We start from the raw sequence: 12,850 nt of genomic DNA on the forward strand, positions 1-12,850 counted from the left end.
GGTCCCCTTCCCCTGTATACCCGGTTCCAGACGATGCTGCACGGCCGAAGGGGGTGCCCGAACGACAGGGCCGCCGGCAGAAATCCACCGGCGGCCCTGATCCCGTCCCGTCCTGCGACGATCCGATCAATCGATGAACGGATCGTGGACCAGGATGGTGTCCTCGCGCTCGGGGCTGGTCGACAGCAGCGCCACCGGCGCCTCGATCAGCTCTTCCACCCGGCGGATGTACTTGATGGCGGTCGCCGGCAGATCGGCCCAGGACCGCGCGCCCTGGGTGCTCTCGCTCCAGCCCTCGATGGTCTCGTAGACCGGCTCGATCTCGGCCTGGGCCCGCGGGCTCGACGGGAGATAGTCGATGACCGCGCCCTTGTGGCGATAGCCGGTGCAGACCTTGATCTTCTCCAGCCCGTCGAGCACGTCGAGCTTGGTCAGCGCGATGCCGTCGATGCCGCCGGTCTTGATGGCCTGGCGAACCGCGACCGCATCGAACCAGCCGCAGCGGCGCGGACGGCCGGTGACGGTGCCGAATTCATGGCCGCGCTCGCCCAGCAGCTTGCCGATCTCGTCATGCAGCTCGCTCGGGAACGGGCCCGAGCCGACGCGGGTGGTGTAGGCCTTGGTGATGCCCAGCACATAGCCGATCTGGCCGACCGCGAAACCGCTGCCGGTCGCCGCCTGCGCCGCCACCGTGTTCGACGAAGTGACGAAGGGATAGGTGCCGTGGTCGATGTCGAGCATCGCCCCCTGGGCGCCCTCGAACAGAATGCGCTTGCGGGCGCGGCGGGCCTCGTTCAGCGTCCGCCAGACCGGATCCATATAGGGCAGCAGCTTCGGCGCGATCTCGTCGAGCTTCGCCATCACCTCGTCGCGCGAGAACCGCTCTTCGGCGCCGAGGCCGGTGAGCAGCGCGTTGTGGTGCAGCAGCAGATCGTCGAGCTTGGTCGCCAGCAGGTCGCGATCGGTCAGGTCGCAGAGGCGGATCGCCCGGCGGGCGACCTTGTCCTCGTAGGCGGGCCCGATGCCGCGGCCGGTGGTGCCGATCTTGTTGCCGCCGCGCGCCGCTTCACGCGCGCGGTCGACCACGCCGTGCAGCGGCAGGATCAGGCAGACATTCTCGGCGATGCGCAGCGTGTCGGGGGTGATCTTCACCCCCAGCTTGCCGATCCGGTCGATCTCGTCGAGCAGGGCCCAGGGATCGACGACCACGCCATTGCCGATCAGCGACAGCTTGCCCCGCACCACGCCCGACGGCAGCAGGCTGAGCTTGTAGGTCTTGCCGTCGATAACCAGCGTGTGACCGGCATTATGGCCGCCCTGGAACCGCACCACCACGTCGGCACGGTGCGACAGCCAGTCGACGATCTTGCCCTTGCCCTCGTCGCCCCACTGGGAGCCGACAACGACCACGTTGCTCATGAGCTTACGCCCCCCGGATATCGATGGCGTCGAGCGGGATGGCATCAGCCCCCCGCAGGATATGGGAACAGCCCTGCGCGCGCGCCTCCGCGACAGGGTCGGTCTCGGGCGCAAGGCCCTGGACGGTGATCCAGCCGTCGGCACGGAAACTGCGGCCCGCAACCGGGCCGCAGCCGAACGGCAGGTAGAGATGACGCGGCCGCACGGGCGCATCGATCGCCCGGAGCACGCTGTCCATATAAAGACTGAAGCCGGTGGCGGGCTCGCCGCCGCCGTTCTGATCGGCCCCGGCGACATAGCGGCCGCCGCTGCCCAGCTCTCCGCGCACGCCGGCTGCAAACAGCGAGAAGCTGACGCCGGTCTGATAGTCAAGCCCGCGATGCTCGATCGGATCGATCGTCACCTGGGCATCCAGATCGGCCAGATCGATGACCCGGACCACATCGGCGACCATCGCGACCAGGCGGCGCGCCTCGGCCGGCAGCTCCAGCGCATCCAGCCGGGCCAGCGCCTCGGCGGCGATGCCCGCGGCATCCAGCAGCCCGGCATAGAGCGGTGCCGCGGCACCGGCGAGTTCGGCCACCGCCGTCGGATCCTTGCGGTCCAGCGCCTCGCGCAGCGGGCCCAGCTGATCGGTCGGCAGGCCGAAGGCTTCGGCCACCACATCGACCATGGTCGGCAGGTTGAGATCGATGGTCAGCCCCTTCACGCCGATGCCGGTCAGTGCCTCGGCGGCCAGCCGCACCACCTCGGCATCCGCCGTGGGTTCGGGCGCGCCGATCAGCTCGATACCGACCTGGGCGAACTGGCGTTCGGGCCGCAGCATGCCGCCGCGCACGCGCAGCACCTGGCCGGCATAGGACAGGCGCAGCGGCCGGGCGGCATGGGCCAGGCGGGTGGCGGCGATGCGGGCCAGCTGCGGCGTCATGTCGGCGCGGACACCCATCATCCGCTGCGACACCGGATCCATCACCCGGAAGATCTGGGCGGCGAGCAGCCGGCCCGGGCCGGTCAGCAGGCTGTCTTCGAATTCCACGAGCGGCGGCTTCACCCGCGCATAGCCTTCGGCCGCGAAATGAGCCATCAGCCGCTCGATCGTCTGCGCCTCGAAGGCGGCATCGGGCGGCAGAAGGTCCTGCAACCCGTTCGGCAGGAGCGCGCGCTGGCGGTCGTCGATCATCGGCCCCGGTCTCAACCCATGGAAAATATCCGGACCGTGTCTTTCCACGGCCGGTTCAGGACGCACGAAGGCCGTCACGACCCCGTTTCCCGGGTGCCGGCGGCCGGGGCGGAGTGTAGCCCCCCGGGCCCCGGCACTCAACCGCAAACGCACGAAACCGGCCGCCCCCGAGGGAACGACCGGTTTCGATACTTTTGAGACCGCTCGCGCTCAGAAGCTGAGCGCGGTCCCTTCGATGAGAGTCGCTCAGAAGCTGAGCGCGGTCCCTTCGATGAGAGTCGCTCAGAAGCTGAGCGACAGGGCGGTGATCACGTTCGGCAGGCCCTGGACCTGCTTCAGCACCGCCTCGCGCAGGGGCTGGTCGACCTCGATCAGGCAGATCGCGCGGGCGCCGGGCGCCTGACGGCCGAGATGGAAGCTCGCGATGTTGATGCCCGATTCGCCGAGCGTGCGGCCGACGCCGCCGATAAAGCCCGGCTTGTCGTTGTTGACCACGAACAGCATGTTCTCGGCCAGTTCGGCTTCGATCGCCACATCCTCGACCGAGACCAGACGCGGGCGGTTGCCGGCGATCAGGGTGCCGGCGACGCTGCGGCCGCCGCGCTCGTCCGAGACGGTCAGCTTGATCTGGGTCTGGAAATCGGTCGCCTTGTCGCTGCGCACCTCGGTCACCGAGATGTTGCGCTCCTTGGCGACGATCGGGGCGTTGACCATGTTGACGCTGTCGAGCAGCGGGCGCAGCAGGCCGGTCAGCAGGGCCGCGGTGATCGGCCGGGTGTTGAGGGTGGCAACCTGGCCCGAATACTCGACGGTCACGCCGCGCAGGCCGGTTTCGGCCAGCTGGCCCGCAAAGCTGCCCAGCTGTTCGGCCAGCTTCATATAGGGCTTCAGCTTCGGCGCCTCTTCCGCAGTCACCGACGGCACGTTGATCGCGTTGGTGATGGCGCCGGTCAGCAGGTAGTCGGCCATCTGCTCGGCCACCTGCAGGGCGACGTTCTCCTGCGCCTCGACGGTGCTGGCGCCCAGATGCGGGGTGGCGACCACGCGCTCGTCACCGAACAGCGCATTCTCCTTCGCCGGCTCTTCGGCGAAGACGTCGAGGGCCGCCCCAGCCACCTTGCCGGAGTCGAGCGCCGCCTTCAGGTCCTTTTCGACCACCAGGCCGCCGCGGGCGCAGTTCACGATATAGACGCCGTCCTTCATCTTGGTGAAGGCGTCGGCGCCGATGATGCCGCGGGTGCCGTCGGTCAGGGGCGTGTGCAGGGTGATGACGTCGGCGCGGCGGAACAGCTCGTCCAGCTCCACCTTCTCGACGCCCAGATCCTGCGCGCGCTCGGGCGACAGGAAGGGATCGAAGCCGATCACCTTCATCTTCAGGCCCTGGGCGCGGTCGGCGACGATGGCGCCGATATTGCCGACGCCGATCACACCGAGGGTCTTGCCCGTCACTTCCACGCCCATGAAGCGGTTCTTTTCCCACTTGCCGGCATGGGTCGAGGCATTGGCCGCCGGGATCTGGCGCAGCATCGACAGCATCAGCGAGATCGCATGCTCGGCGGTGGTGATCGAGTTGCCGAAGGGCGTGTTCATCACGACCACGCCATGGGCCGAGGCGGCCGGGATGTCGACATTGTCGACGCCGATGCCGGCGCGGCCGACGACACGCAGATTGGTTGCGGCCGCCAGGATGTCCTTGGTGACCTTGGTGGCCGAACGGATGGCCAGGCCGTCATACGCGCCGATCACCGCGCGCAGCTCGTCCGGGGTCATGCCCGGCTTCACGTCGACCTCGATCCCGCGCGAGGCGAAGATCTCGGCGGCGGCGGGGCTCATCTTGTCGGAAATCAGGACCTTGGGCATGGGAAGTCTCCATCGCGGGCCGCACGCCCGCCCGCAGGATCATGCGGGCGGGCGGGGCACCGTTTTCGAACCGGGAATTCGGGGAAATGAGGTCGTATGGAGCGGGAGGCTCAGATGCAGGGGCTCAGGCCGCGGCGGCCTTGGTCTTCACCTGATCCCAGGCCCAGTCGAGCCAGGGCAGCAGCGCTTCCAGATTGGCGCGCTCGACGGTCGCACCACCCCAGATGCGCAGGCCGGCCGGGGCATCGCGATAGGCACCGATATCCAGCGCCGCACCCTCGGCATCCAGCAGACCGGTCAGATCCTTCTGGACCTTGGCCTGGCCGGCGGCGTCGAGACCCTGGAACCAGGGATCGACGATCGCGAGGCAGATCGAGGTCGGCGAGCGGGTGGCGGCATCGGTGGCGAGGAAATCGACCCAGCCGGTCTTCGCGACCCAGTCGGCCAGCACCGCGAAATTGCCTTCGGTGCGGGCGATCAGGGCCTCGAGGCCGCCGATCTGCTCGGCCCATTTCAGGGCGTCGAGATAGTCTTCCAGCGCCAGCATCGACGGGGTGTTGATCGTCTCACCCTTGAAGATGCCGTCGATCAGCTTGCCGCCCTTGGTCATGCGGAAGATCTTGGGCAGCGGCCAGGCCGGGGTGTAGCTCTCCAGCCGGGCGACCGCGCGCGGCGAGAGGATCAGCATGCCGTGCTGGCCTTCCGAGCCCAGCACCTTCTGCCACGAGAAGGTGACGACGTCGAGCTTGTCCCAGGGCATGTCCATCGCGAAAGCGGCGGAGGTGGCGTCGCAGAAGGTGAGCCCCTCGCGATCGGCCGCGATCCAGTCGCCGTTCGGAACCCGCACGCCCGAGGTGGTGCCGTTCCAGGTGAAGATCACGTCGCGGGTAAAATCGACCTGGCCCAGATCCGGCAGCTGGCCGTAACCGGCGGTGAAGCTGCGGACGTCCTGGAGCTTCAGCTGCTTGACGATGTCGGTCTTCCAGCCGTCGCCGAAGCTTTCCCACGACAGGATGTCGACGCCGCGGGCGCCGAGCATCGACCACATGGCCATCTCGAAGGCGCCGGTATCGGAGGCGGGAACGATGCCGACCTTGAAGTCGGCCGGGACGCCGAGGATCGCCGCGGTGCGATCGATGGCTTCCTTGAGCTTGGCCTTGCCAAGCTTCGCGCGGTGCGAGATGCCGAGCGCAGCGTCGCTCAAGGCATCGAGGCTCCAGCCCGGGCGCTTGGCGCAGGGGCCGGACGAGAAGCGCGGATCAAGCGGCTTCGCGGCGGGTTTCATCGTCATGTGCCTTCCCCTCAGGAAGAGTGGCGACCCGTTGGGGGGTCGCGGCCCGCTGACGACGATAGTGAGGTCACCCTCACCGGTCAACACATGTCCGCCGGGCAGGAACCGGACGGAAGCCATGCACGGGACGCATGGCTCATACACCAGCCTGAACCCCGATTGCCCACATGATTTCTTAACCCTGCAGCCCGCATAGTGCTGGCCTGCCCCTGCTGCTTACGGCGACGACTGCAAAATGCTCTCCTGGCCGGACGTCATCGACCTCAGGACGGTCGGGATCATGATCATCATGACCTGCGTCATCTCGTCGATGGTCTCGATCGTTATCTGGCGTCTGAACCGGCCGATGGCCGGCCTCATCTCGTGGATGCTGGCCGCCTTCGGCGGCACGCTGTCGTTCCTGGCCTGGGTGGCGATGCCCTGGCTGGGGCGGGAGATCGCCATTCCGCTCAACATGACGATCTCGACCGGCAGCCTGGTGCTGATCCTGGACGGGGTGCTCCGGTTTCGCGGGCTGATCCCGGCGGGACGGCTGCGCTGGATGACGCCGACGGCCATGCTGATCGAAGCCGTTCAGGTGATCGTGAACCTGAACCAGGACTGGCTGCGGATCACGCTGAACGACATGCTGAACAGCCTGATCCTGGTCGCGATGATCGCGGCCCTGCTGCATCGCGCCCGCCGCGACGAACGGACCATCCATCTGATGATCGCCGCCGGCACCGCGCTGATGGTCTGCAGCTATCTGCTCCGCATCGACGCCGCCCTTGGCGCGCCGCGCGGCACCTTCCGCGCGCCGGGCGATCCGGCGCATGCCTATGTGTTCTTCATCTCGCTGCTGTTCATCCTGAGCTGGACCTTCGGCATGCTGCTGATGGTGAACCTGAAAGTGCATCGCGCGCTGGCCGATCTGGCCGATCGCGATCCGCTGACCGGCATCGGCAACCGCCGCCTGCTCGACCGTCTGGCGACACGCAGCCTGGCCCATGACCGGGCCGGCCTGGTGCTGATCGACCTGGACGGGTTCAAGCACATCAATGACAGTTTCGGCCACGATCAGGGCGACAGGGCACTGATCTGGATCGCCGATACCCTGCGCGGGCTGATCAGGCCGGGCGAGACGCCGATCCGGCTGGGCGGCGATGAATTCGCGCTGTTCATCGACGGAACGGGCGACAGCAGCGATCTGGACGGCCGGGTGGCCGAACTGGATGCCGACATCAATGGCCGGATCACCGTCGGGGCCGGCTTTCCCCTGCCGGCGCGTGTCAGCATCGGCGCCGCCGCAGCACCCGCCGACGGATCGACGCTGGATGCGCTGATCATGGCGGCCGACCGGCGGATGTATGCCGACAAGCACGGTTTCCGGCCGGTGGCCGAAGCCCGGTCCTGACGCCCGGTCCTAAAGGTAGATGATGCCTTCCATGTAGCGCTGACCCAGGGCCGCCACCACGGCCCGGTCACGCCCGCTGCTGCACCAGGCGCTGCCGCCGCGCTGGCCGACCACACGCACGGTCAGGTCGTCGCGGTCCAGACGCTGGCGCCAATAGGGCAGCAGGGTGCACAGCGCCGAGGACCGGACGGCGAGTGCCTCGGGGCCCCATTTCGCCGCCACCACCCGGGCGGTGAAATCGCTCTGATCGCCGGGAGAGGTGAGCACCACCACCGGCCGGCCGAGCGTGTCCATGGCAGCGCGGTCGATGCGCACCGCCTCTACCGCCGCCTCGTCGGCAAGCACCGCCACATAGCACGAGCTGTCGAGCATCATCACCGTCTCGGGCGTGATGCCGCCCAGCGCGGCGGTGAGGTCCACCCGACCCAGCATCTTCACCGGCGGGCGCAGCGGCAGATCGACCAGCACCGACGAGGTGTCGCGCTGGCCCATGATCATGCCCGATGGGGTAAGCAGCTGCACGCGGCGGAGCTGCGGCTCCAGGTAATGGAAGACGGTATGCGCCGCCGCCAGCGCGCCCGGTGCCGAGAGCGGCACCTCGGCCGCGCGCGAGAACCAGCGCACCTCGTAGACCCCGGCGGTGCCGACCAGAAACACGGTTTCGGCCTTGGCATGCTCGCCGGCGATATCGGCCAGGATGTCGTCGGGCAGCCAGCCGTCCAGCGGGCAGACCACGGCGGGCACGCCGCGGAACACGCGGTCGGCGAAGACGTCGAGATGGCAGATTGGGATCTGCATGCGGCGGCCGGAGGTCTCGGAACGTTGGGATCGGGTGGCGGCGGTCGTCGAGGCCCCTCCCGCAGTGGTGGGAGGCCTGGTCGGGGAGAACCGGACCAGTGTGCTGGCTTCAACCGGCGCCGAGGGATCGCCCCGCTCCGGCTTCTCTGACGGACCGCTCGACATCTGGCAAGGTTCCGCGACGACAGGGGAAAAGGGTAGACGACAGACGAAAAAGGTATGGGGCCCGTGCTGCCGCCGGACGGCGATGCCCGTGCCCCATTCGTTCACCTTACACGCCTTGGCCGCCGGATGCCAACCTGGCGCGCCCCCACCGTCAGTTTCACCATAACGCCGTTATGGGCGATCGGCCGTCACAAAGCCGCCACCACCCGGTTCCAGTCGTGGCGAAGCGGGCCATGGCCATGGCCCAGCCCGGGTGCCGCCAGCATGGCCTGGCGGACATAGGACCGCGCCACCGCCACGGCTTCGGCCATGGGCCGGCCGCGGGCAAGGCCGGCGGCAATGGCGCTGGCCGTGGTGCAGCCGGTGCCGTGAGTATGGCGGCTGTCGATCCGGGCGCTTTCGAAGCGCAGCACCTTGAGCCCGCCTTCGGGGGCGGGCGTCACCAGCATGTCGACCAGCACCGGCCCGTCCATATGGCCACCCTTGATCAGCGCCGCACGGGCGCCCTGGGCGATCAGGCTGCGGCCGGCCTGGATCATCGAGGCCGGGTCGGTGACGGCAAGGCCGGTCAGCACCTCGGCCTCGGGCAGGTTCGGGGTCACCACGGCCGCCCGCGGCAGCATCAGCGCCTTCAGCGCCTCTACCGCATCGGCGCGCAGCAGCCGGTGGCCGCCCTTGGCGACCATCACCGGGTCGACCACCAGATCGAGGCCGCCTGCCAGCGCCGGATCCAGCCGCTCACTGACCGTCCGGATCACCTCGGCCGAATGGAGCATGCCGGTCTTGGCCGCGGTGACACCGCCGGCCAGCACCGCGTCGATTTCGGCGATCAGGGCCGGGGCCGGCACCTCCCAGACACCCGTCACCCCCAGCGTGTTCTGGACGGTGAGCGCGGTGATCGCCGGGCAGCCGTCGGCCCCCAGTGCCAGCGTGGTCTTGACGTCGGCCTGGATGCCGGCCCCGCCGCCGGAATCGGACCCGGCGATGATCAACACACGGGGCAAGCTGGTGGTCACGGGCAGGTCTCCTCGCCGGCGGGATCGTCGGGCGTCACCGCCCGGAAAGCGGCATGCAGGTCGGTGGAGGGATGAGAGCCGGCCGCGGCGCGCGCAGCCGGATCGGCGGCCACCGTCGCCCGGATCAGCTCGGCATGATGCCGCCACGACCGCCTTGCGTCGAGCCCCCGGATCGCGCCCATGGCGACCGCGGTCGCAAGCCCGATCGGCGGGCCGCCCAGCGGCCCGGCCGCCAGGCCTTCATCGGCGATCAGGTCGATATCGTCATCGGCGAGCATGGCGATGCCGAAGGCGGGACCGCCGGCCACCACCACCTGCTCGGGCCCCAGGCTCGCCAGCGTGGCCACCGCATCGATCAGCCCGTCGACATGGCGGATTTCGCGCCCGACCATCATTTCGGCCGCTGCCAGATCCAGGATCAGCGCCTGGGCGCGGACCACCAGCCGGGCCTTCAGCACCTGCAGCGCATCGCGGTTCATCAGATGGCGGCCGGTGGCATCGACCAGCACCGGATCCAGGATCAGCGGCACGCCATGGCCCAGATGTTCCACCACTTCCGACACCGCCAGCAGCTGGTCGGTCTCGGTCACCCGGCCGATGCGCAGGGCATCGGCGCCGATATCTTCCATCACCGCCCTGAGCTGGCCGCCGACGATGTCGGCCGGCACCGGCATCGCCTCGCCATCGGCGACGATGGCCGTCACCGTGCTCGCCGCATAAACCCCGCAGGCGGTGGCGAGCTTCAGGTCGAAGGCGATGCCTCCCCGGCCCTCGGGATCGCCGTGGTCCACGCTGAGCAGCCGCGGCATCGCCGTCGCAGATGAAGCACCCGTCATCGGACTGCCCTTTCCCCTACCCTGACGGTTCCGGTCCGACAGCCCCCGGCCGGCGGCGCCCGTTCACATGATCCGGCGGAGGCATGCCCCCCACCCTTGTCCGGCATGATGTTAGCGGGCCGAAAGTTAATGCTTCCACCCCCTCCATGCAGATCATTCAGGTCGGGTGGCCACCCGCTCCATAACTTCGACGATACGACCGACGACCTGTTCCACCAGGACGGGATCATCGGCTTCCGCCATGACCCGGATCAGCGGTTCGGTGCCCGAGGGGCGGATCAGAATGCGGCCATGACCGTCCAGCCGCGCGGTCTCTTCCGCGATCACCCGAACCACCGCGTCGTCGCCCGTGGGCGCCTGGCCGGCATAGCGGACATTGCGCAGCAGCTGCGGCCAGGGATCGAAGCGGCGGGTGGCGGCAGAGGCGCTGATCCCCTCGTCCACCATCACCGCCAGCACCTGCAGGGCGGCGACCAGCCCGTCGCCGGTGGTGGCATAGTCGCTGAAGATCATGTGGCCCGACTGCTCGCCACCGACATTGTAGCCGTCGGCGCGCATGCGCTCGCCGACATAGCGGTCGCCGACCTGCGTGCGCACCAGGGCGAGGCCGCGGGCCTCCAGATAGCGCTCCAGCCCCATATTCGACATGACCGTGGCGACAATCCCGCCGCCGGTCAGCCGGCCGCGCTTGGCCCAGCTGGAGGCGATCAGCGCCATGATCTGGTCGCCATCGACCTGATGGCCGGCCTCGTCGACCACGATCACCCGGTCGGCATCGCCGTCGAGCGCGATGCCGATATCGCAGCCCTTCTCCACCACCGTCCGCGCCAGCGCCTCGGGCGCGGTGGAGCCGCAGCCGCGATTGATGTTGAAGCCGTCGGGCTCCACACCGATCGCGGTGACCTCGGCGCCCAGCTCCCACAGAATTGTGGGGGCGACGGCATAGGCGGCACCATTGGCGCAATCCACCGCGACCTTCAGCCCGTCGAGCCTGAGGCCCCGCGGCAGCGTGCCCTTGATCGCCTCGATATAGCGGTCGCGGGCGGTATCGAGCCGGCGGGCGCGGCCGAGCTTTTCGGGCGCCGCCAGCCCGCCATCCTGCGGCCCGTCCATCAGGGCCTCGATCTCGGCCTGAACCTCGTCGGACAGCTTGTAGCCGTCAGGGCCGAACAGCTTGATGCCGTTATCGGAGAAGGGATTGTGCGAGGCCGAAATCATCACCCCCAGATCGCAGCGCATCGACCGGGTGAGCATGGCGATCGCCGGCGTCGGGATCGGGCCGACCAGGAAGACATCGCAGCCGGCCGAGACGAAGCCCGCGGTCAGCGCCGGCTCGATCATGTAGCCCGACAGCCGCGTGTCCTTGCCGATCACGACCCGGGTGCGTGCACGGGCAGAGCGGAAATGCATGCCGGTGGCGACACCGACCCGGAGCGCCACCTCGGCCGTCATCGGCCAGGCGTTGGCCTGGCCACGAATGCCGTCGGTGCCGAAATAACGTCGCGCCATGATCAGATCACCCGAATGTCCTGGTCCCGAGGGCCCTCCGCGCCGGGCTGGCCGGCGGGCGGATGGGCAAGGCTTGGCCCCGCACAGGGGCCCGATGGTGGTGCGACGACCGATGCCGCAGCATCGGCCGGGCGCCGCCGGGCGGCGGCGCGGGCGGCGGCGCGGGCGGCCCTACGCCCGGCCGCGGCCGATTGCCTGGCCGACCACCAGCGCCTGAACCGTTTCAGCCACGTCATGCACCCTCACGATCTGGGCGCCCTGGCCGACCGCGAGCAGGGCGGCGGCAAGCGAGCCCGGCACACGCGCCCGGGGCGCCTCTTCGCCGGTGATCCGGCCGATGAAGCTCTTGCGCGACACGCCGATCAGCAGGGGGCGGCCAAGGCCGTGAAAGATCGACAGGTTATGCAACAGAGCGAGATTCTGGTCCACCGTCTTTGAAAATCCGATCCCGGGATCGACCGCCACCTGCCCCGGCGACACCCCCGCCTCGTCGAGCAGGACCAGCCGATCCTCGAGTTCGTCGAAGACATCGAGCACCACATCGTCATAGCCGGTCAGCTGCTGCATGGTTTCCGGCGTGCCGCGCATATGCATGGCAACGGCCGAGAGCCCCGTCTGTGCCACCACCCCCGCCGCCGCGGGGTCGTAGGTGAAGCCGCTGACATCGTTGGCGATGGCGGCACCGCGGCCGGCGGCATGGTGCATCACGGCGCCCTTGCGGGTATCGACCGAGACCACGGCCCCAGCGGCCGACGCCTCGTCCAGCGCCGGATCCAGCCGCCGGATCTCTTCGGCCGGGTCGATATCGGCGGCGCCGGGGCGGGTGGATTCGGCGCCCAGATCCAGCAGATCGGCGCCATCGGCCAGCGCCCGGCGGACGGCCGCTGCGGCATCGGCAGGCGCAAAGGCGTCGCCGCCATCCGAGAAACTGTCGGGCGTGACGTTCACGATCGCCATCACCCGGGCGCGGCGCTGCAGATCGAGCCCGGCAAAGCGCTGGCGGGGGGCCTCCAGCGCCCGCAGCCGCCGGGCCAGGCGCCGGCCGCCCGGATATTCCATCACCCGGTCGGCAAGCCTCAGCGCCGCCTCCACCGGCAGCACCACCCGGCCCGGGCGGCCCTGCCCGCCCCGCCAGAGCAGTTCCACCATGTCGAAGGCGAGCCAGCCGCCCGCCAGGCGCCGGAAACCCGGCCCCGGCAGGCGCATGACGGGTTTCAAAAGTCCCGCCCCCGGGGTGACCGCGACCGGCGCGAAACCGAAGGGGCGGGCATACAGACGAAGACCCGCATCGCCCTCGCGGATGCGGGTCTCCAGAGACGCGGCTGCGGCCGCATCCGAAGATGCGGCCGCAGCGTTGGCAGGCAGGTCATGGGCCAAGGTCGT

Annotated in this window: 10 protein-coding genes; 1 reads left to right on the forward strand and 9 read right to left on the reverse strand. The window is 69.2% G+C overall.

Annotated features, from left to right (window positions below; genetic code table 11):
- Positions 1-126: 126 nt before the first annotated feature.
- The 4 genes from CMO28_RS28355 to CMO28_RS28370 all read right to left on the reverse strand — a co-directional run bounded on the left by CMO28_RS28355 (position 127) and on the right by CMO28_RS28370 (position 5,750).
- Complete coding sequence (locus CMO28_RS28355; RefSeq protein ID WP_041604831.1) at positions 127-1,419, reverse strand: adenylosuccinate synthase; 1,293 nt, start codon at positions 1,417-1,419, stop codon at positions 127-129.
- Between the two features lie 4 nt (positions 1,420-1,423).
- Entirely contained in the window at positions 1,424-2,599 is a 1,176-nt protein-coding gene (locus tag CMO28_RS28360) for an ATP phosphoribosyltransferase regulatory subunit (RefSeq protein ID WP_296720501.1), read from the reverse strand.
- A 282-nt stretch (positions 2,600-2,881) separates the two neighbouring features.
- Positions 2,882-4,459, reverse strand: a complete 1,578-nt coding sequence (gene serA / locus CMO28_RS28365; protein ID WP_014744437.1) for a phosphoglycerate dehydrogenase — start codon at positions 4,457-4,459, stop codon at positions 2,882-2,884.
- 124 nt (positions 4,460-4,583) lie between these two features.
- Positions 4,584-5,750, reverse strand: a complete 1,167-nt coding sequence (locus CMO28_RS28370; RefSeq protein WP_296720508.1) for a phosphoserine transaminase — start codon at positions 5,748-5,750, stop codon at positions 4,584-4,586.
- 280 nt (positions 5,751-6,030) lie between these two features.
- Between CMO28_RS28370 and CMO28_RS28375 the strand changes: the two genes are divergently transcribed.
- Positions 6,031-7,143, forward strand: coding sequence for a GGDEF domain-containing protein (locus CMO28_RS28375; protein ID WP_296720513.1), 1,113 nt, complete (start codon positions 6,031-6,033; stop codon positions 7,141-7,143).
- Between the two features lie 9 nt (positions 7,144-7,152).
- Here the strand turns inward: CMO28_RS28375 and CMO28_RS28380 are convergent, their stop codons facing one another.
- The 5 genes from CMO28_RS28380 to folP form a co-directional block, all read right to left on the reverse strand.
- Complete coding sequence (locus CMO28_RS28380) at positions 7,153-7,941, reverse strand: PhzF family phenazine biosynthesis protein (protein WP_296720517.1); 789 nt, start codon at positions 7,939-7,941, stop codon at positions 7,153-7,155.
- A 353-nt stretch (positions 7,942-8,294) separates the two neighbouring features.
- Positions 8,295-9,122, reverse strand: a complete 828-nt coding sequence (thiD, locus tag CMO28_RS28385; protein ID WP_296720521.1) for a bifunctional hydroxymethylpyrimidine kinase/phosphomethylpyrimidine kinase — start codon at positions 9,120-9,122, stop codon at positions 8,295-8,297.
- Entirely contained in the window at positions 9,119-9,958 is an 840-nt protein-coding gene (locus tag CMO28_RS28390) for a bifunctional hydroxymethylpyrimidine kinase/phosphomethylpyrimidine kinase (protein WP_062769687.1), read from the reverse strand. Before CMO28_RS28390 ends, thiD begins: the two co-directional genes overlap by 4 nt.
- Before the next feature lie 153 nt (positions 9,959-10,111).
- The gene (gene glmM, locus CMO28_RS28395; RefSeq protein ID WP_296720527.1) at positions 10,112-11,467 is read right to left on the reverse strand and encodes a phosphoglucosamine mutase; all 1,356 of its coding nucleotides are present in this window, start codon (positions 11,465-11,467) and stop codon (positions 10,112-10,114) included.
- A gap of 171 nt (positions 11,468-11,638) precedes the next feature.
- On the reverse strand, positions 11,639-12,844 hold the full coding sequence (gene folP, locus CMO28_RS28400) for a dihydropteroate synthase (RefSeq protein WP_296720529.1): 1,206 nt from the start codon (positions 12,842-12,844) through the stop codon (positions 11,639-11,641).
- Between the last annotated feature and the right edge of the window lie 6 nt (positions 12,845-12,850).

Source organism: Tistrella sp., assembly GCF_002684955.1.
Lineage (GTDB): Bacteria > Pseudomonadota > Alphaproteobacteria > Tistrellales > Tistrellaceae > Tistrella > Tistrella mobilis.

Bases quoted from the DNA above. Each gene is read 5' to 3' on its own strand.
- serA (WP_014744437.1), bottom strand. From the start codon at position 4,459: ATGCCCAAGGTCCTGATTTCCGACAAGATGAGCCCCGCCGCCGCCGAG.
- CMO28_RS28390 (WP_062769687.1), bottom strand. From the start codon at position 9,958: ATGACGGGTGCTTCATCTGCGACGGCGATGCCGCGGCTGCTCAGCGTG.
- CMO28_RS28380 (WP_296720517.1), bottom strand. From the start codon at position 7,941: ATGCAGATCCCAATCTGCCATCTCGACGTCTTCGCCGACCGCGTGTTC.
- glmM (WP_296720527.1), bottom strand. From the start codon at position 11,467: ATGGCGCGACGTTATTTCGGCACCGACGGCATTCGTGGCCAGGCCAAC.
- CMO28_RS28375 (WP_296720513.1), top strand. From the start codon at position 6,031: ATGATCATCATGACCTGCGTCATCTCGTCGATGGTCTCGATCGTTATC.
- CMO28_RS28370 (WP_296720508.1), bottom strand. From the start codon at position 5,750: ATGACGATGAAACCCGCCGCGAAGCCGCTTGATCCGCGCTTCTCGTCC.
- CMO28_RS28360 (WP_296720501.1), bottom strand. From the start codon at position 2,599: ATGATCGACGACCGCCAGCGCGCGCTCCTGCCGAACGGGTTGCAGGAC.
- CMO28_RS28355 (WP_041604831.1), bottom strand. From the start codon at position 1,419: ATGAGCAACGTGGTCGTTGTCGGCTCCCAGTGGGGCGACGAGGGCAAG.